18 protein-coding genes are annotated in these 17,434 nt (G+C 67.6%); 7 read left to right on the top strand and 11 right to left on the bottom strand.

The features are described from left to right. Window positions 1–68: 68 nt before the first annotated feature. From AC4QBL_RS10140 to acuI, 3 genes are read left to right on the top strand one after another with little or no spacing between them, the layout of a single operon-like run. Complete coding sequence (locus AC4QBL_RS10140; RefSeq protein ID WP_472907104.1) at window positions 69–1,802, top strand: long-chain fatty acid--CoA ligase; 1,734 nt, start codon at window positions 69–71, stop codon at window positions 1,800–1,802. A 36-nt stretch (window positions 1,803–1,838) separates the two neighbouring features. Beyond that, on the top strand, window positions 1,839–2,105 hold the full coding sequence (locus tag AC4QBL_RS10135) for a hypothetical protein (RefSeq protein ID WP_472899824.1): 267 nt from the start codon (window positions 1,839–1,841) through the stop codon (window positions 2,103–2,105). Beyond that, window positions 2,071–3,072: an acrylyl-CoA reductase (NADPH) gene (gene acuI / locus AC4QBL_RS10130; RefSeq protein WP_472907105.1), complete on the top strand. Its 1,002-nt coding sequence runs from the start codon at window positions 2,071–2,073 to the stop codon at window positions 3,070–3,072. The genes AC4QBL_RS10135 and acuI overlap by 35 nt, the downstream gene beginning before the upstream one ends. Window positions 3,073–3,117: 45 nt before the next feature. Here the strand turns inward: acuI and AC4QBL_RS10125 are convergent, their stop codons facing one another. Next, a complete protein-coding gene (locus tag AC4QBL_RS10125; RefSeq protein WP_472899822.1) occupies window positions 3,118–3,987 on the bottom strand; it encodes a DUF2189 domain-containing protein in 870 nt (289 codons plus the stop codon). A 100-nt stretch (window positions 3,988–4,087) separates the two neighbouring features. After that, window positions 4,088–4,540, bottom strand: coding sequence for a bacteriohemerythrin (locus tag AC4QBL_RS10120; RefSeq protein ID WP_472907106.1), 453 nt, complete (start codon window positions 4,538–4,540; stop codon window positions 4,088–4,090). 178 nt (window positions 4,541–4,718) lie between these two features. On the opposite strand from AC4QBL_RS10120, the gene AC4QBL_RS10115 reads away from it, so the two are divergent. Beyond that, complete coding sequence (locus tag AC4QBL_RS10115) at window positions 4,719–5,459, top strand: 2OG-Fe dioxygenase family protein (RefSeq protein WP_472907107.1); 741 nt, start codon at window positions 4,719–4,721, stop codon at window positions 5,457–5,459. A gap of 15 nt (window positions 5,460–5,474) precedes the next feature. Here AC4QBL_RS10115 and AC4QBL_RS10110 read toward each other — a convergent pair whose 3' ends face one another. The 9 genes from AC4QBL_RS10110 to AC4QBL_RS10070 form a co-directional block, all read right to left on the bottom strand. After that, window positions 5,475–7,013, bottom strand: coding sequence for a VWA domain-containing protein (locus AC4QBL_RS10110; protein WP_472907108.1), 1,539 nt, complete (start codon window positions 7,011–7,013; stop codon window positions 5,475–5,477). Continuing rightward, window positions 7,010–8,395 carry an AAA family ATPase gene (locus AC4QBL_RS10105; RefSeq protein WP_472907109.1) on the bottom strand — a complete coding sequence of 462 codons (1,386 nt, stop codon included), beginning with the start codon at window positions 8,393–8,395 and terminating at the stop codon, window positions 7,010–7,012. Before AC4QBL_RS10105 ends, AC4QBL_RS10110 begins: the two co-directional genes overlap by 4 nt. 196 nt (window positions 8,396–8,591) lie before the next feature. Continuing rightward, window positions 8,592–9,776, bottom strand: a complete 1,185-nt coding sequence (bktB, locus tag AC4QBL_RS10100) for a beta-ketothiolase BktB (protein ID WP_472907110.1) — start codon at window positions 9,774–9,776, stop codon at window positions 8,592–8,594. A gap of 133 nt (window positions 9,777–9,909) precedes the next feature. Beyond that, window positions 9,910–10,503 (bottom strand): histidine phosphatase family protein, encoded by a 594-nt coding sequence (locus tag AC4QBL_RS10095; protein ID WP_472899816.1) that lies wholly within the window; start codon window positions 10,501–10,503, stop codon window positions 9,910–9,912. Between the two features lie 18 nt (window positions 10,504–10,521). Continuing rightward, window positions 10,522–11,295: an SDR family NAD(P)-dependent oxidoreductase gene (locus AC4QBL_RS10090; protein WP_472899815.1), complete on the bottom strand. Its 774-nt coding sequence runs from the start codon at window positions 11,293–11,295 to the stop codon at window positions 10,522–10,524. An 11-nt stretch (window positions 11,296–11,306) separates the two neighbouring features. Next, a complete protein-coding gene (locus AC4QBL_RS10085; protein WP_472907111.1) occupies window positions 11,307–11,963 on the bottom strand; it encodes an RluA family pseudouridine synthase in 657 nt (218 codons plus the stop codon). Window positions 11,964–11,992: 29 nt separating this feature from the next. Then, window positions 11,993–12,481 carry a HugZ family pyridoxamine 5'-phosphate oxidase gene (locus AC4QBL_RS10080; RefSeq protein WP_472907112.1) on the bottom strand — a complete coding sequence of 163 codons (489 nt, stop codon included), beginning with the start codon at window positions 12,479–12,481 and terminating at the stop codon, window positions 11,993–11,995. Between the two features lie 39 nt (window positions 12,482–12,520). After that, entirely contained in the window at window positions 12,521–13,126 is a 606-nt protein-coding gene (locus tag AC4QBL_RS10075; RefSeq protein ID WP_472899812.1) for an OmpA family protein, read from the bottom strand. A gap of 42 nt (window positions 13,127–13,168) precedes the next feature. After that, window positions 13,169–13,741, bottom strand: coding sequence for a FecR family protein (locus tag AC4QBL_RS10070; protein WP_472899811.1), 573 nt, complete (start codon window positions 13,739–13,741; stop codon window positions 13,169–13,171). Window positions 13,742–13,969: 228 nt separating this feature from the next. On the opposite strand from AC4QBL_RS10070, the gene AC4QBL_RS10065 reads away from it, so the two are divergent. From AC4QBL_RS10065 to gshA, 3 genes are read left to right on the top strand one after another with little or no spacing between them, the layout of a single operon-like run. Then, on the top strand, window positions 13,970–14,785 hold the full coding sequence (locus tag AC4QBL_RS10065) for a mechanosensitive ion channel family protein (protein WP_472907113.1): 816 nt from the start codon (window positions 13,970–13,972) through the stop codon (window positions 14,783–14,785). 23 nt (window positions 14,786–14,808) lie between these two features. Beyond that, entirely contained in the window at window positions 14,809–15,843 is a 1,035-nt protein-coding gene (locus AC4QBL_RS10060; RefSeq protein WP_472907114.1) for a tRNA dihydrouridine synthase, read from the top strand. Window positions 15,844–15,877: 34 nt separating this feature from the next. After that, window positions 15,878–17,431 carry a glutamate--cysteine ligase gene (gene gshA, locus AC4QBL_RS10055; RefSeq protein ID WP_472907115.1) on the top strand — a complete coding sequence of 518 codons (1,554 nt, stop codon included), beginning with the start codon at window positions 15,878–15,880 and terminating at the stop codon, window positions 17,429–17,431. Window positions 17,432–17,434: the final 3 nt, after the last annotated feature.

The following is a 17,434-nucleotide window of genomic DNA, read 5'->3' as shown; positions in this document are numbered from 1 at the left end:
CGTGTTGTCCCATCTGGCGTGTGGCTCGTATGCTTTGCCGCACAAGACCCGCTGCTGGAGACAAACCCATGAACAGCCACACCACCGCCGCCGATGCAGCACCACCGGCCGAGCGTCCGCACCACCGGTTTTGGCCCAAGCGCCTGCCGCACCGCATCACGCCACCCGCCACCTCGTTGTGGGACAACCTGGTGGTCAGCGCGCGCCGCTACCCCGACAAGCCTGCGCTGGTGTTTTTTGACCAGGTAACCACCTACCGCGAACTGCTGGCGCAGGCCGAGCGCCTGGCGGCTCACCTGCACACGCAGGGTGTGCAGGCCGGCGACCGAGTGATCTTGCTGATGCAAAACGCGCCCCAGTGGGTGGTGGCGCATTTCGCCATCCTGCGCGCCAACGCCGTGGTGGTGCCGGTGAACCCCATGAACCGCGCGGCCGAGCTGGGCCACTACATCACCGACCCGGACGTGAAGGTGGCCATTTGTGCCGCCGACCTGGCCGGCGAATTGCTCAAGGCCAACGCCGAGCTGCCTGCCGCCCAGCAACTCCAGCACCTGGTGGTGGCGCACTACCACGACGCCATTGGGCCGCAGGCCGACATTCCCCCCGCCTGGACCGAGTGGCTGGCCGCCCGCCACCCGCTGCCCAGCCTGCCCGGCGGCACGGTGGTGGACTGGGCCGATGCGCTGAGCGGCAGCGCTGCGCCACCGCTGCACAACCGCCAGCCCACCGACCTGAGCGTGTTGCCCTACACCAGCGGCACCACCGGCTTGCCCAAGGGCTGCATGCACACCCACGCCAGCCTGATGCACAACGCGGTGGCCGGTTCGCTGTGGGGCAGCAGCACGCCTGAAAACGTCTCGCTCGTGGTGGTGCCCATGTTTCACATCACCGGCATGGTGGTGGGCATGCACGCGGGTATTTACACCGGCGCCACGCTGGTGGTCATGCCGCGCTGGGACCGCGAGCTGGCCGGTCGCCTCATTTCAAAATGGCGTGTCACGCACTGGTCCAACATCCCCACCATGGTGATCGACCTGCTGGCCAGCCCCAACTTTGCGCAGTACGACCTGTCCAGCCTGGTGCTCATTGGTGGTGGCGGTGCCGCCATGCCCCAGGCGGTGGCGCAGCGCCTGTTTGAACAGTACGGCCTGCGCTACGCTGAAGGCTATGGCCTGACCGAAACCGCAGCGCCCTCGCACAACAACCCGCCCGAGGCGCCCAAGCAGCAGTGCCTGGGCATACCGTTCATGAGCGTGGACGCGCGCGTGGTGGACCCCGACACCTTGCAAGAAATGCCCCAGGGCGAGGCGGGCGAAATCATCATCCGTGGGCCCTCGGTGTTTTCGGGCTACTGGAAGCGGCCTGACGCCACCGAAGCGGCCTTCATCACCTTGGAAGGTCAGCGCTATTTCCGCTCGGGGGACCTGGGCCGGGTGGACGAAGACGGTTACTTTTTCATCACCGACCGCCTCAAGCGCATGATCAACGCCAGCGGCTTCAAGGTGTGGCCGGCCGAGGTGGAAGCGCTCATGTTCCGCCACCCCGCCATCGCCGAAGCCTGCGTCATTTCCACGCAGGACGCTTACCGCGGCGAGAGCGTGAAGGCGGTGGTTGTGCTGCGTGACAGCGCCCGCGGCCAGGTCAGCGAGCAAGACATCATGGACTGGTGCCGCGACAACATGGCGGTGTACAAATGCCCGCGCGTGGTGCAGTTTGTCGAGGCTCTGCCCAAGAGCGGCAGCGGCAAGGTGATGTGGCGGCTGTTGCAAGAGCAGGAGCCCAAACCCGTTGCTGCAACTTGAAGGTGCTGCACGGCCACCCGCGCGGCACAATGCGGTATGCAATTTTTGGCCCCTTCTGTGCAGCGCCTCTGGCAGCCCCGCAAGCCCCTGTTCTGGCTGGTCATCGCGTTCAACGTGTTGTCCTCGGCCATGGCCTGGGGCCTCCACCTGGCCGAGCCCGAAGGGGCTTTGCTGGTGGTGCTGACCTTGCTGGCCCTGGCCAACGCCGGCATGGGCTGGTGGCTGCTGTGGCGGCTGTGGAACGAAACCCCTTCAAACGGAGAAACCCATGTTCAAAGCTCTGCTGATCACCAAAACCGATGACGCTGGCTACCGCTGCGCGCTGACCGAGCTGGATGAGTCTCAGTTGCCCGCCACGGGCGACGTGACGGTGCGGGTGGGCTGGTCCACCCTCAACTACAAAGACGGACTGGCCATCACCGGCCAGTCACCGGTGGTGCGCAGCTTCCCCATGGTGCCGGGCATCGACTTTGCCGGCACCGTGACCGCCAGCAGCCACCCGCGCTGGAAGGTGGGCGACGAGGTGCTGCTCAATGGCTTTGGCGTGGGTGAAAACCACTGGGGTGGCCTGGCGCAAATGGCACGCGTCAAAGGCGACTGGCTGGTGCCTTTGCCGGCTGGCCTGAGTGCCCGCGACGCCATGGCGGTGGGCACCGCCGGCTACACCGCCATGCTGTGTGTGACGGCCTTGCAGCGGCACTGGGCCGACAACGGCATGACTGCGGGCAGCGGCGAGGTGCTGGTGACGGGCGCCAACGGCGGCGTGGGCAGTGTGGCCATTGCTTTGCTGGCCGGGCTGGGTCACACGGTGGTGGCGTCCACCGGGCGGCCGCAGGAGGCCGAGTATTTGAAGTCCCTCGGCGCGGCCGAGGTGATCGACCGCGGTGCCCTCAGCGCGCCTGGCAAACCGCTGCAAAAAGAGCGCTGGATGGGGGTGGTGGATTCGGTCGGCAGCCACACCCTGGCCAATGCCTGCGCCAGCACGCGCTATGGCGGCGCGGTGGCTGCCTGTGGCCTGGCCCAGGGCATGGACCTGCCGGCCAGCGTGGCACCGTTTATTTTGCGCGGCGTCACGCTGTACGGCATTGACAGCGTCATGGCTCCGATCGGCAAACGCGAGGCCGCGTGGGCCGCGCTGGCCAGCACGCTGGACCGCCAGCAGCTCGCAACGATCACCCGCGAGATTGGCCTGGCCGAGGCCGTGGCTGCGGGCCGCGACATTTTGGCCGGCCAGGTGCGCGGGCGCTTGGTGGTGAACGTGAACGCCTGAAAACGCGCTGGCGATGCCTGCGGGATCGCCAGCGCGTTGGGTTCGTCAGGCGCTGTCTTCGGTCTTTTGGGGCACGATGTGCCGGTAGGCGTGCCAGGTGGCGTGTCCAATGACCGGGCCCACAACGATCAGGCCCAGAAACGCCGGCAGCATGGACAGGCCGATCAAGACCGTGATCAGCGCACCCCAAACCAGCATGACGCCGGGGTTTTGCAGGCAAGCGCGGATGCTGGTGAGCCCGGCCGACACAGCGTCGGTCTTGCGGTCCATGATCATCGGGATGGAGATCACGCTGGTCACAAAAATCAGGCCGGCAAAGAAGGCGCCCACCACCGTGTAGGTGATCAGAAACCCGATGTTTTCCGGGTTGAGCAACTGCGGCAGCAGCTTTTCGGTGGACGGCATGGTGTTGAAGGTGACGGCAAACACCACCAGCGAGGCGCGGCCCCAGATCAGTTCAAGGATCAGCAACACGCCAGCAAAGATGCCCATGGTGCCCTTGGTGGGCCGCCATGCCTGGAGCGAGGCGCGCAAGCTGGGGCGGTGTGAATGGGTCTGCATGGCCTTGCTGGCGTCGTACAGGCCCAGGCAGAGGAACGGCCCCATCAGCAAGAACCCGGCGCTCAGCGCCAGCACATAGGCCGGCGCGCTCTGAAACACCGCCAGCAGGGCATGGCCCATGGCGAAAAAGCACAAGCCGTAAAACAGGCCAATGCGGGGGCAGCGTTTGAAATCGGCCCAGCCCAACTGCAGCCACTGAAACGGGTCTGCTGGCTTCAAATGGGCCAGCTGCAGCGAAAACACCGAGGGCCCGCGTGGACTTTCTGCGGGCGGGTTGTCGTTCTGGGGGGTGTCCGCTGGCGCCTCGGATCTGTCAGGCAGGTCGTTTGCAGCGGCGTGAATGGCTTCGGCCATGGAACTCTCCTCGTATCGGAGCAATATAACCACCGCCGAATATTGATTTCACATGGTTTACCCCATGCCCGTCAGGGTTTTTCGCCCGCCTCGGTGCGGCTCAGTGTGGCGCCCGGCCGCCGCGCTGTGCGGGGGCTCGTGGGTTGGCGCCACGGCGCGCAGGCGGCGCCGGGTGTCGGCGCAGGTGCAGGGCCAGGGCGGCGTCCTGTGCCTGGGTGTGCCGGGCAAACCAGGCGGCCAGCTCAAAGGCCATTTCGCGCACCGCAGCGAGCTGCCCGCTGCGCGCCTTCGCCAACCCTTCCCGCAGCAGGTTGAGCACCACCCGGTGCTGCAGGGAGTGGTTGGCTGCCGACGAAAAACCGGTGCGCTGCATGCAATCGTCTTCCCATTCAAACTGCGCCATGGTGTGGTCTACCAGCGCCGTCCAGGCTTGCGGCAGGTCGTCGTCTCGGGCTTGCTGGGCGCGGGCCAGCAGGTCTACAAACGTGTGGTGCAGGGTATCGATGGGTTCGAAATCCAGCACCAGCGCATCGGTCCATTCAATTGTGTTCACGGCCATCTCCTGTGCGTCACCACATGATCAACATGTGTGGGTGAAACACAGCTTGACACCGAGAGAACGCCGCCGTTTTGATCCAGCGCAGCATCTGTGCACGCAACCCCTTGCTGCAGTCGGACGATGCGCCTGCGCGGGGCCGGAGGGTGGCGCCGGCCCGGTACACTGCCCGCCCATGACCAGCGAATTTCAACCCCCTTACGTGCCCTTGTCCGGGGTGCCCAGCGCCCTGCAAACCGGGGGCTTTGCCTTGATGAGTGCGTCCGATGTGCAGCAGTGGCTGCCCGCTTCGACCGCTGAGCTGGACGCGTTGCACGCTGGCTGGAACGATCTGCCGCCCGACGCCTACCTGAAAGACGGTGGCCGCTACCGCCGCCGGCGCCACAGCTGCTTTGTGGTGGATGGCGCCGAGGTGGGCGCAGTGCCGCACCGCGCGCATTGGCAGCCGCTGGAATACAACGCCCTGCACGGCGGCATGCAGCGCTGGTTCGAACCCATGCAGCCCGAGCTGCTGGCCTTGCCGGTATGGAGCCGGTTGCTGGCGCAAGTTGGCGAGGCGGTGTCTGCGCTGCGCGGGCGCCGGCCCTGGTTTGTTGAGGCGCACAGCTTCCGCATCGACACCACCGACGGCATTGGCCGCCCCACGCCCGAGGGCGCGCACCGCGACGGGGTCGATCTGGTGGCCGTGTTCATGCTCGGGCGCCACCGCATCAAGGGGGGCGAAAGCCGGGTGTTTGAGGCCGAGGGACCCAGCGGCCAGCGCTTCACGCTGCAGGAACCGTGGTCGCTGCTGTTGCTGGACGACCAGCGCGTGATTCACGAGACCACGCCGATTCAGCCGGTGGAGCCGGGCACCCTGGGCTGGCGCGACACGCTGGTGCTGACCTACCGCCAAGGCGGCTTTCAGGGCGACTGAGCGCCGCTGCGTGTTTCAGCGCCGGATGGCGTTGGGGAAATACAGCGCTGTGAGGCTGCGGCTGTGCACGGGGGAAAAGTTGTCGGCCAAGGCGCTGGCGCCGCTGCCGTAGCGCCGCCATTCGCGCACCCAGTACAGGTGGTCACACACCTCCAGCAGGCCAATGGTTTCGCGGTCGCCAATGAGCACACCGTGTGCGCGCAGGGCCAGGCGTTCTTTGGCCTCGCGCAGGTGTTGCAGGGTGGCGGGTGTCACGCCAAATTCCCCGTCGCTCACGATCAACAGGTCGGCGTCCTGCCAGCCCGCGGTTTGCACCAGCGCAATGGCGCGTTCAATCGGGGTCTGCACATCGGTTCCGCCGTCAAAGCTCTGGCCCATCAGGTCGAGCAGGTGTGCGAGGCCGTCGGCGTCCAGCGCCAGGTCGCGTTCCAGCAGCTCGCTGGGGCCACCAAAGGCCAGCAACCGGCAAGGGCGCTGGCCGGCGTGGGCGCTGCGCAGCGCCTGCAACACACAGGCCTTGGCCACGCTTTCCGGCGCGCCGCGCATGGAGCCCGAGGTGTCCAGGCAAATGATCAGTGGGCCGCGCCCGGCGTGGGTGGGCACAGCGCGGTGGGCTTGGGGGTCGGGTTGGGGCAGGGGGCGCTGCGCGGGCGCCCGGGCGCGGTCGTCGTAGCTCAGCAATTGCGCTTCGGCAAAACGCGCCCGCCACAAGCGGCGCAAGCCGGGGTGCGTGAGGTTGAGGCTTTCGGCGCCGGTCATGCGGGCCAGGTTGCGCGAGCGGCGCACACCATCCACCGCGGTGGGTTCCGGGCGCCGCTCGGTTTCGTCGGCCGGGTGGCGTGCGGCCGGCGTGTCGGCCTGGGGAGCGGGCCGCGTGTGGCGGGCGGGCGGATGGCTGCGTGACGCATCGCGGCGGCCCACGCCGTCGATGAAAGCGACCATCGCGGGCAGGCGCTGGAGCAGTTCGCCAATGCGCCGGGCTTCTTGCCATTCGCGGCGGTTGAGCTGCCCGGCCAGATCGTCCCAGCGCAACTGGGCCAGCTCACCCAGCGATTGCAGCAGCGCCAGCGCCTCGTCCCAGCCTTGGCGCTGCACGTCCCAGCTCTCGCGAAAGCTGGCCCGCATGCGGTCGATGGCCGCGGCACGTGGTTCGCTGTCCGGGCGGTCGATGAGGCTGTCCAGATGCCACAGCAGGCTTTGTAGCACCTGTCGGGTGAGCGGTGCGCTGTGGCGCGTGAGGCTGAGCAAGTCCAGTTCGGCCAACAGTGGGCGCAGCGCTTGTGTGGCGGCGGCGTCGCCGAAGTGGTGGCTGGGGTCGGGCAGGGCGCCGTCCATCAGCGCGCTGTGCCAATGCGTCAGCTCGGGCAGGCGCCGCTCGGCGGGGCCGCTGCTGCACACCACGGCCCAGCGCCAGAGTTCGCGGGGCAGGGCGGCCAGGTGGTGGTAGGGGCGGTCGGTCGCGTTCGCTCCTTCGGCAGGCTCAGGGTGAACGTTGGCTGGGGGCGCCGTGCCGACCGACCCGCCCGTTCGGGCTGAGCCTGTCGAAGCCCTCATGGGTATTCGCAGGGCACTGGCGGCGGTGCGCTGGCAGTGGCCTCGGCATCCACCGGCAGGGCGGCAAAACCGTTGCGGGTGGACTGGTGCTGCGCACACAGGCCCACCAAGTGGCTGCAGCGCTCGGCGTGTGCGGCTTCGATCTGCAGCAGCCAGGACGGTGGCAGCCAGGGGTGCGCGCGGGCCTGTGCCAGCACCGCGTGCGCCACCGCCAGCCACTCGCCGTGCAGCGCCATCAAGCGTTCCAGCAGTTCGTCGCACTGCGCCACACGGGCTTGAATGTGCACGGGGCTGTAGCGGCGCTGCGCGCGTTCGCTGGTGATGCGCACCATCTCGCTTTCTTCGCCCGGGCGGGTGATGGCGCGCGCCAGCGCCAGCTTGCCGGCGCTGTCGTCCTGCGCGTCGGGCGGGGCGCGGCGCTCGGTGTCCAGTTGGGATTCAAAGGCCTGCGCGGCTCGTTCCAGGCCATCCAGCGGTAAGGGCGCGGTGTGTGCCACTGCGTGCATGAACAAGGTGGTCCAGCCTGGCACTTGCGCCGGGTCGGCCGCGAGCACGAAAGGCAGCAGCCACAGGTCCCAGGGGCTGATGGCGCTGGCCCCTCGGCTGGCCGCCTGCAATTGCAGCAGGGCCACCAGCTGGCGCCAGCGGCGGTCGGACACCGTTTGCCCGGTGTCGCTGGCGTGTTGCCGGGCTTGCTGCAGCAGAGCCAACGCCTCGTCACCCAGGCTGACCGATGGCGCACCCTCACGCAGGGCCTTCAAATCGGCTGGGTTGATCGATGCGTCGGCCGGGGTGTCGCCCGAGGCGGGCGCGTCGGCCAGCAGCAAGGCGGTGAAATGCGCGTCGTCCACCGGCTGCACCGGCACGCGCAGCAGAAAACGGTCGTAAAACGCCAGCAGGCTGTCGTCCTGCGGCTGCTCGTTGCTAGCGCCCACCAGGCACACCAGCGGCACGGGTAGGCGCTGGCTGCCGTTGTCAAACTGGCGTTCGTGCAGCAGGCCGAGCAGGGTGTTGAGGATGGCCGAGTTGGCCTTGAAGACTTCGTCCAGAAAAGCCACCTCGGCGCTGGGCAGGTAGCCCTCGGTCAGGCGCTCGTAGCGGTCGTCTTCCAGCGCGCGCAGCGAGAGCGGGCCGAACAGCTCTTCGGGTACGGTGAAGCGCGTCAGCAGGCGTTCAAAATAGTGCGCACCGGGCAGCAGACGCTGCAAGCGGCGCGCGAGCTCGCTCTTGGCGGTGCCGGGTGGCCCGAGCAGCAACACGTGTTCGCCCGCCAGCGCGGCCAGCAGCAACGCACGCGCCGCCACGTCGCGCTGCAACAGACCACGTTCCAGCTCGGCCAGCATGGGCGCCCAGACAGCGCCAGAGGTGTGTTCACGCGTCATGGGGTGAAGATTGAAACAAAAAGACAAAGGGCACCAGTGTTTCCGGCACCAGCGCCCCCGTCAAGACCTACAAAGGTGAACCCATCCATCTCCGGAGCGCGTGCATGAGCCCAGGATGCGGCGGAGCTGGCTCCGCCAGGCCGCTCGCATCGCCCCCCTCAGGGGGGTGACGCGAAGCGGCGCGGGGGGCGGGTGTTTACACCCGCTCAAATACAGCCGCAATACCCTGGCCGCCGCCAATGCACATCGTCACCAGCGCGTAGCGGCCCTGGATGCGCTGCAGTTCGTACAGCGCTTTGACCGTGATCAGCGCGCCGGTGGCGCCGATGGGGTGGCCCAGCGAAATGCCCGAGCCGTTGGGGTTGACCTTGGCCGGGTCCAGACCGAGTTCCTGGCTCACGGCGCAGGCCTGGGCCGCAAAGGCTTCGTTGGCTTCGATCACGTCCAGGTCGTTCACACTCAGGCCGGTTTTCTCCAGCACCAGGCGCGTGGCCGACACCGGGCCCATGCCCATGATCTTGGGTTCCAGGCCGGTGTGGGCGTAACCCACCAGGCGAGCCAGCGGCTGCAGGCCGCGTGCCTGGGCAGCCTTGCTGTCCATGAGCACCACGGCGGCGGCGGCGTCGTTCAGGCCCGAGGCGTTGCCCGCGGTCACGGTGCCGTTTTCTTTGATGAACACCGGCTTGAGCTTGGTCATGTCGTCCAGCGTGCAGTTGGGCCGGAAGTGCTCGTCGGTGGCGTAAGCCACTTCGCCTTTGCGGCTCTTGAGCATGACCGGCACGATCTGGTCTTTGAAGCGGCCTTCTTCGGTGGCGCGCTGGGCGCGGTTGTGGCTTTGCACGGCCAGCGCGTCCTGCATGTCGCGGGTAATGCCGTACTGGGCGGCCACGTTTTCAGCCGTCACACCCATGTGGATGGCGTGAAACGGGTCGTGCAGCGCGCCCACCATCATGTCCACCATCTTGGTGTCGCCCATGCGGGCACCCCAGCGGGTGTTGAGCGAGGCGTAGGGCGCACGGCTCATGTTTTCAGCGCCACCGCCAATGGCGATGTCGGTGTCGCCCAGCAAAATGCTCTGGCTGGCGTTGACGATGGCCTGCAGGCCCGAACCGCACAGGCGGTTGACGTTGTAGGCGGGCGTGCTCTGGGCGCAGCCGCCATTGATGGCCGCCACGCGCGAGAGGTACATGTCCTTGGGCTCGGTGTTCACCACGTGGCCAAACACCACATGGCCCACGTCTTTGCCGTCCACGCCGGCGCGCGCCAGCGACTCACGCACCACCAGGGCCGCGAGATCGGTGGGGGGCGTGTCTTTGAGGCTGCCGCCAAAAGTGCCAATGGCGGTGCGGGCTGCGCTGACGACGACGACTTCTCTGCTCATGGGGTATCTCCTGCTTGTGGTGGTTTGGGGTGTGTGATTCCGGCGATCAACAGGTGATGGTATGCGCCGCTGCCTTACGCCGAGCTTGTCGCAAGTCAAACAGGAGACGAACGGAAAACGGGGCGCTTCACCTTCACACCACCTGGCGCGCCAGCACCTTGAGCCGGTCGCCGCTGCGGCCGTTGGGCCGGGCAATAAAAATTTCACCCATGGCCGGGTACTCGCCGGTCAGTGAAGAGATGTTGACCTGGTGCGTCACCAGCACCAGGTTGCGGGGCGCTTGCAGGCTGGCCACGTCGCGCAGCACGGCCCGGGTTTGCTCGGGGCCGCTGTTGTCTCTGAAAAACGAGTTGACCGGCGCCCACACGGTGTGGCGGCCAAAGGCCAGGTCGGCGGTGTCGGTGCAGCGGCACCAAGCGCTGGAACGCACATCGTCCACCCGGATGCGCTCGCGCGCAAAGGCCTGGCCCACCCGCTGCGCCTGCTCGCGGCCGGCCTCGCTCAGGTTGCGCTGGGTGCTGCAGTCACCCAGGCGAAAGCCCGGGGGGTCGCCAATGCCGGCCACGGTTTGGGCATGGCGCATCAGCACCACGCAGCCACCAACGCGCAGCAAGGCCCAAAAATCGGCCTGGGTTTGTGCCATGGCTGCCGGCAGCAGCGCACCGCCAGCCGCCCAGCCCAGCGCGGTTTGAACAAAACGGCGGCGGGGCAGTGGGCTTTGGGGCATGGTGTGTCCGGTGGGTGTTCAGTCCCGCACGTCGGCCACGGGCTGGTCGCCAAAGTCGGGGCGGTCCAGCCAGGCGAGCACGCGGGCAGCGGCGGTGTCGGGCGGTGTGAGCTGGCCCTGGCGCTGGAGTTCCACAAAGCGCTGGACGTCGGGAAAAGATCCCGGGTCGCCCGCGCGCAACTGAACCTGCATGTCGGTGTCGATCACGCCCGGCGCCAGCGATACCAGGCGGGCGCCGTGCGGGTTGGCGGCTTCTTCCAGCGCGCAGCAGCGGGTGAAATGGTCCATGCCGGCTTTGGCGGCGCAGTAGGGCGCCTGTGCCGCCATGGCGTGGCGACCGAGCCCGGACGAAATGTTGAGCACCTTGCGCGGCCCCTGCCAGCCGGTGGCCACCCAGGCGCCGGTGGCGCGCAAAAAGGCGGCGGTGAGCTGCATAGGGGCTTCCAGGCCCACGCGCAACGCGGCCGAAAGCCCGTCGGGCGGGCAGCTGGCCAGCGGGCCAATGCGCGGGATCATGCCGGCGTTGTTGATGAGCGTGGCGCTGCGCAAGGCGCGGGTGTCCAGCCCAGCCAGCCAGTCCTGCAGGCGCTGGGCGGCGCCGGTGGTGTCGCTCAGGTCTTGCGACCATTGGGTCAGCGGGGCATGCAGGCGCAGCGCCTCGGTAGCCAGGTCTTCGTTGGTGCTGCGTGACATGCACAGCAGGTGCCGGCTGGGGCTCAGCAGCTGACGCGCCATGGCCAGGCCCATGCCGCGCGAGGCGCCGGTGAGGATGGTGATGTCGGGTGCGGTCATGTCGGGGCTTTTCAAAAAGGGCAGGGGCTGTGAAAACGCAGTATTTGCCCGGTGGCGGGGTGCGGCAATTCCAGGGTTTCTGCGTGCAGCAACAGGCGGGGGGCCAGCGCTTGCTGTGCCAGGTTGGCGTACAGCGCGTCGCCCAAAATGGGGTGCCCCAAGGCCTGCAGGTGCACGCGCAGCTGGTGTGTGCGGCCTGTGACGGGTTCCAGTTCTACCCGCGTGCCGATGCCCGTGTGTGCCGCTGGGGTTTGGGCGGCGGGCTGGGCCAGGCGCCAGCGCGTCAGGCTGGGCTTGCCGGTCTCAAGGCACACCTTGCTGCGCGGGCGGTTGATCCAGTCCACGGCCAGCGACAGGTCGATGGTGTTCCAGCCGTTGTCGGGCTGCGGGTTGGCGAGGTGCCCCGCCACCACGGCCAGGTAGCGCTTGTGTACCCGGCGCTGTTCAAACGCGCGGCTCAGCGCGCGCTGGGCTTCAAGGCCGCGCGCCATCACCACCAGGCCCGAGGTGGACATGTCCAGGCGGTGCACCACCAGCGCGTCGGGCCACTGGGCCTGGGCGCGGCGGCTCAGGCAGTCCTGTTTGTCTTCGCCGCGACCGGGCACCGCCAGCAGGCCGGCCGGCTTCTCCAGCACCAGCAGGGCTTCGTCGGCGTGCAGCACCGCCAAGGGCCCGCTGGCGGGCTTGGTTTCGGGGTTCAGGGTGCGGGCCCCAGTGCGCGGCGAACCTCATCGCCGTCCAGGCTGCGGGCGGCGCCAAAGCCGGCCACCTGCCTGGCGCCCAGCAGGTGCAGGCGCACGAACCGAAAGTCGCCCAGGGCGGTCATGGGCGCCGCTTCTGGAAACCGCTGCAGATAGACGCTGCGGCAGGCCAGCGCTTCGGGGCTGTCGGGTAACAAGGTTTCGGCGCTGGCTTCCAGCGTGACGCGGGGCAGGGCATGCACCGGGCCTTCTGCCGGGGCAGCCTGGCTTACCAGCAGCGACACACGCGGCTCGCGCTGCAGGTTGCCGGTGTGGGCTGCCAGGCCACTCACGTGAATCACCAGGCAGCGTTGCTGGGCGTCCACCGCGTAGGGCACGAGCGATACAAAGGGCGTGCCGTCGGCCGACACGGTGCCCAGGGCAGCCGTGCGCTGCTGTTGCATCAGTTCGCGCAGTGCGCGGGTCAGGCTGTGTTCGGTGGCCATGCGGTGTGAAATTGTGGCGCGGATGCGGCCACCGTGGGTTCAGCGCACCAGCAACTCGGCGCGGCGGTTGCGGGGTTCAGCCACTTCGTCGTCGGTGGGCACCACCGGCTCACGCTCACCGCGGCCCACGGCTTCAATCAGGTCGGCCTTGAAGCCGCGCTCAATGAGTAGGGCGCGCACGGCTTGCGCGCGCTGCAGCGAAAGCCGGTCGTTGGCTTCAACGGCGCCCTGGCGGTCGGTGTGACCGGTGACCACGATCTCACCGCCGGCACGGGCCTGGGCGCGCGCCACCACGGTGGCCAGCTGCGCCTGGGAGTCGGCGGTCAGCTGCGATGTGCCGGGCTCAAACTCAAGCGTGAAGCGCTCGGGTGCCGGGGGCTGCAAGGCCACCAGTTCGGGGTAGGTTTCGCGCACCTTATCGGCCGTGGTGGCGTCCACGCTGAGCGCCCCGCGGGTGCTCACGTTGGCCACCTGGTAGGGCTGGCTGATGCGCTGCGTGCCCTGGCCCGTGGTCACCTCCACGGCGCTGGGCGTGCCGTCGGCCTGCGGCAGCAGCGTCACGCGGGTGGCCGGTGCGCAGGCCGACAACAGAGCGGCCAGGGCCACGGTGGCGAGGGTGGCGGTGGTGAGTCGTGAGCGGTTCATGGTCGGTTGTCGTTTGGGAATGGGCTGTCGCGGTGTGCTGGCTTAGCGCGCGGCCTGGGTCTCGACGATGAAGTCGGTGCCGCGCACGCCCACCACCGAGGTGGGCGTCGAGATTTTGAACAGATCCGGGTTGATTTTGGCCAACAGGCCTGTGACCACGCGCACCGAGCCTTGCAGCAGGTCCAGCGCGAAATGGCCTTTCTGGGTGGTGGCGTCGTACTTGAACTGGCTCAGATCCATGGTCGAGTTGGGGCCCATGGTCAGCACCGTCCCGTCTTTGAGGGTGATGGTGGCAGCGCCCTGTTGGCCGGTGCTCACGCGCTCGGTTTCCAGTACGCCATCGCCCGAGGCGGCGGGGCGCCGCGCGTCGGGTTTGCCCAGCCAGCTTTCGCCCTTCACTTGCTTGAAGGTGCCAATGCGTTTGTCGTTGGCAGGGGCAGCAGGCACGGGCGTTGGTGTGGCTTCAACGGCTGAGGCTGCGGCGGGCTCTGCCGGCGCCACCACGGCGGGCACCGCCGCCGTTGCTGGCATGGTCTGCGCCCCGGCCATGGGCAGGGCCAAGCACAGCGCTGCGGCCAAAGGCAGGGCCAACGTCATTCCAGAATAGGTCTGCATGCGAGATCTCCGAAGGTAAGCCTTTGATGTTACCGGACTGCTGCCTTGGTTGGGTGTGGGGTGAAGGGCCATTGGCCTTGGGTAGATGGGCACGTCTTGTCGGTCCCGGCGCAGGGGAACCTTGGCCGGTTTGCCCTGTCCCTTGTATATCGCCCTGGCCGTTCGCCGGGCAAGCGCCGGGCGGGGCGCCCGTATCATCCGTCACCTTGATCTGAAAGGGCTGATCTTTTGTCTGTTTTGCAATCCGAACGTCTCACCGAACTCGCCGTCACCTACGGCATGCATCTTTTGCTGGCGCTGGCCGTGTTGCTGGTCGGCCTGTGGCTCAGTGGCTGGCTCAGCCGCCGGGTCGACGCCCACATGGCGCGCCTGAACGTGGAAGTGACCCTGCGCAGCTTTTTGCGCAGCCTGATCAGCCTGGCACTGAAGGTGCTGGTGGTCATCACCGTGGCCAGCATGCTCGGCGTGGCCACCACCTCGTTCATTGCGGTGCTGGGTGCTGCTGGCCTGGCGGTGGGTCTGGCGCTGCAGGGCAGCCTGTCGAACTTTGCAGGCGGTGTGCTGCTGATTTTGTTCAAGCCCTACAAGGTGGGTGACTTTGTGGAAATGCAGGGGCAAAGTGGCACGGTGGAGTCGATCCAGATTTTGAACACCGTGCTGAAAACACCCGACAACAAAACGGTCTTCGTGCCCAACGGGCCGGTGGCCAACGGGAATATTGTGAATTTCTCTTCTGAGGCCACGCGCCGTGTGGACATGGTGTTCCGTATCAGCTACGGCAGCAGCATTGACCTGGCGCGCCAGACGCTGGAAGGTCTGGTGCGCGCCGATGAGCGCGTGATGCAAGACCCGGCGCCGGTGATCGTGGTCGGCGAGCTGGCCGACAGCGCGGTCAACATCCGTGTGCGCGTGTGGACCGCCACGGCCGACTACTGGCCGGTGTACTTCGACATGCAAGAGCGTGTGAAAAAGCGGTTTGACGAAGTGGGCATCGGCATTCCGTTTCCCCAGCGCGACGTGCACCTGCACACCACCGCAGCCTGATTCCTTTTTTACGGCTGCACACCATGCTTCTGCTCGCGCCCATGGAGGGCCTGCTCGACGCCACGCTGCGCGATGTGATCACCCGCATTGGCGGCATTGACCGCTGCGTGAGCGAGTTCATTCGCGTGACCAACACAGTGTTGCCCGAGCGCGCTTTTGTGCGTGTGGTGCCCGAGCTGCTCAACGGCGGCTATACCCGGGCAGGGGTGCCGGTGCGGGCGCAGCTGCTGGGCTCCGACCCGGCTTGCCTGGCCGACAACGCCGCACGGCTGGCCGGCCTCGGCCCGCACGGCATCGACCTGAATTTTGGCTGCCCCGCCAAAACCGTGAACCAGAGCCGGGGCGGCGCCGTGCTGCTGGACGAGCCCGAGCTGATCGGGCGCATTGTGTCGGCGGTGCGCCGCGCGGTGCCGGCGCATGTGCCGGTGTCGGCCAAAATGCGTCTGGGTTTCAACGACGACAGGCGCGCCGAAGAATGTGCCCACGCCATCGCAGAGGCCGGCGCCGACGAGCTGGTGATACACGCGCGCACCAAGGCCCACGGCTACCGCCCGCCCGCCTACTGGGAGCGCATTGCCCAGGTGCGCGAGTCGCTGCCGGCGGGGCGGCGCGTCCCCATCATTGCCAACGGCGAAATCTGGACGGTGGCCGACGCCCAGCGGTGCCGCGAGGTGACCGGTTGCGACGCCCTGATGATTGGCCGCGGCATGGTGACCGACCCGGGCCTGGCGCTGGCCATCAAGGGGCAGGACGGAGCGAGCTGGAGCCACATCTCGCCGCTGTTGCAGGTGTTCTGGTTGCAAATGAGTGCGCGCGTGGAGCGCCGCCACCGTGCTGGGCGGCTCAAGCAATGGCTTAACTACCTGCGCAAACGCCACCCCGAGGCCCAGTGTGCGTTCGACGACCTGCGGCTGAGCAACGAGCCCGAGCAGGTGGAAGCCTGGCTGCGCCACAACACGCCGGTGCAGCACCCGGACCCGCCACCACCGCACCGCCAAGAGGCTCTACAACAAAGCTGCAACCCGGCGCTGACAGCAGAAATACCCCAGCCGTGTTAAGTTCCGGCCCCGGACCCGACACACGACCCCCTGTATGACTTCATTACAACAACGGCTGGACGCCCTCTCGGGCGACCGCCTGCGTGGCATGCGCCGCGGCCTTGAAAAAGAAAGCCTGCGCGCCCAGCCCGACGGCAAGCTCGCCCTCACGCCGCACCCGGCCGCGCTGGGCAGCGCCCTCACGCACCCGCACATCACCACCGATTACAGCGAGTCCCAGCTGGAACTGATCACGGGCGTGCACGACAGCGTGGGTGCCTGTCTGGACCAGCTGCGCGAAGTGCACCAGTTCACCGTGCGCAGCCTGCGCGCCGCGGGTGACGAAATGCTCTGGGCCTCCAGCATGCCCTGCGGCCTGCCCACCGACGAAACCATTCCGCTGGGCCGCTACGGTTCCAGCAACGTGGGGCGCGCCAAGAGCGTCTACCGCATGGGGCTGGGGCACCGTTACGGCCGGCGCATGCAGACCATTTCGGGCATTCATTACAACTGGTCGCTGCCCGGTGTGGACAACGACGGTTACTTCGCGCTAATCCGCAATTTCCGCCGCCACGCGTTTTTGTTGCTCACCTTGTTTGGCGCCTCACCGGCGGTGTGTTCGTCGTTCGTTGAAGGGCGCCAGCACGAGCTGCAGCCGCTGGGCAGCAGCGGTTCGCTGTACATGCCGCACGGCACCTCGCTGCGCATGGGCCGGCTGGGTTACCAGAGCGAAGCCCAGGCCACGCTGGCCGTGAGCTACAACGGCCTGGAAGGCTATGCGGCTTCGCTGCAAGATGCGCTCACCCGGCCCTGGCCGGCCTACGAGGCGCTGGGCATCCGCAACCCCGGGGGCGACTACAACCAGCTCGCCACCACGCTGCTGCAGATCGAAAACGAGTTTTACGGCACCATCCGGCCCAAACGCGTCATTTACCCCGGCGAGCGCCCGCTGCACGCCCTGCGCGAGCGCGGGGTGGAATACATCGAAGTGCGTCTGATGGACCTCAACCCCTTCGAGGTGATTGGGATTGGCGCCAGCACGCTGCGTTTTCTGGACGTGTTTTTGCTGCACTGCCTGCTGACGGACAGCCCGCCCGACACGCCTGAGGAAATTCACGAACTGGCCTACAACCAGCACCTCACCGCCGCGCGCGGCCGCGAGCCCGGGTTGTGCTTGCAGCGCCAGGGCCAGAGCGTGCCCTTGGTGCAGTGGGGCCAGGAGCTGCTGGAACAGCTGCGGCCCATTGCCCGCACGCTGGACGCCACCCACGGCGGCACCGACCACGTCGACGCTGTGGCCCAGGCACTGGCTTCGCTGAATGCGCCTGACACCTTGCCCTCGGCACGCGTGCTCAGCGCGGTGCGCGAAGCGCATGGCGACTCGTTCGTGGCCTTTGCCCGCGCGCAGTCGCTCAAGAACCACGCCGAACTGCTGGCCATGCCCTGGAGCGCCAAGCAGCAAGCCCGCTTTGAAGCCATGGCGGCGCAGTCGGTGGCCGACCAGCGCGCCATTGAGGCGGCAGACACCATGCCGTTTGAAATCTACCGGCAGGAATACACCTCGCCGGCTCGCCTGGGCCGCCCCCGCCCCGAAGCCGTACCCGCCTGATCG

Source organism: Hydrogenophaga sp. L99 (assembly GCF_058731905.1).
This window is presented reverse-complemented; position numbering and strand designations above follow the sequence as displayed.

Coding starts and splice junctions, on each gene's coding strand:
- AC4QBL_RS10140 (WP_472907104.1), top strand. CDS start 69: ATGAACAGCCACACCACCGCCGCCGATGCAGCACCACCGGCCGAGCGT.
- AC4QBL_RS10135 (WP_472899824.1), top strand. CDS start 1,839: ATGCAATTTTTGGCCCCTTCTGTGCAGCGCCTCTGGCAGCCCCGCAAG.
- acuI (WP_472907105.1), top strand. CDS start 2,071: ATGTTCAAAGCTCTGCTGATCACCAAAACCGATGACGCTGGCTACCGC.
- AC4QBL_RS10125 (WP_472899822.1), bottom strand. CDS start 3,987: ATGGCCGAAGCCATTCACGCCGCTGCAAACGACCTGCCTGACAGATCC.
- AC4QBL_RS10115 (WP_472907107.1), top strand. CDS start 4,719: ATGACCAGCGAATTTCAACCCCCTTACGTGCCCTTGTCCGGGGTGCCC.
- AC4QBL_RS10110 (WP_472907108.1), bottom strand. CDS start 7,013: ATGAGGGCTTCGACAGGCTCAGCCCGAACGGGCGGGTCGGTCGGCACG.
- AC4QBL_RS10105 (WP_472907109.1), bottom strand. CDS start 8,395: ATGACGCGTGAACACACCTCTGGCGCTGTCTGGGCGCCCATGCTGGCC.
- bktB (WP_472907110.1), bottom strand. CDS start 9,776: ATGAGCAGAGAAGTCGTCGTCGTCAGCGCAGCCCGCACCGCCATTGGC.
- AC4QBL_RS10095 (WP_472899816.1), bottom strand. CDS start 10,503: ATGCCCCAAAGCCCACTGCCCCGCCGCCGTTTTGTTCAAACCGCGCTG.
- AC4QBL_RS10090 (WP_472899815.1), bottom strand. CDS start 11,295: ATGACCGCACCCGACATCACCATCCTCACCGGCGCCTCGCGCGGCATG.
- AC4QBL_RS10080 (WP_472907112.1), bottom strand. CDS start 12,481: ATGGCCACCGAACACAGCCTGACCCGCGCACTGCGCGAACTGATGCAA.
- AC4QBL_RS10075 (WP_472899812.1), bottom strand. CDS start 13,126: ATGAACCGCTCACGACTCACCACCGCCACCCTCGCCACCGTGGCCCTG.
- AC4QBL_RS10070 (WP_472899811.1), bottom strand. CDS start 13,741: ATGCAGACCTATTCTGGAATGACGTTGGCCCTGCCTTTGGCCGCAGCG.
- AC4QBL_RS10060 (WP_472907114.1), top strand. CDS start 14,809: ATGCTTCTGCTCGCGCCCATGGAGGGCCTGCTCGACGCCACGCTGCGC.
- gshA (WP_472907115.1), top strand. CDS start 15,878: ATGACTTCATTACAACAACGGCTGGACGCCCTCTCGGGCGACCGCCTG.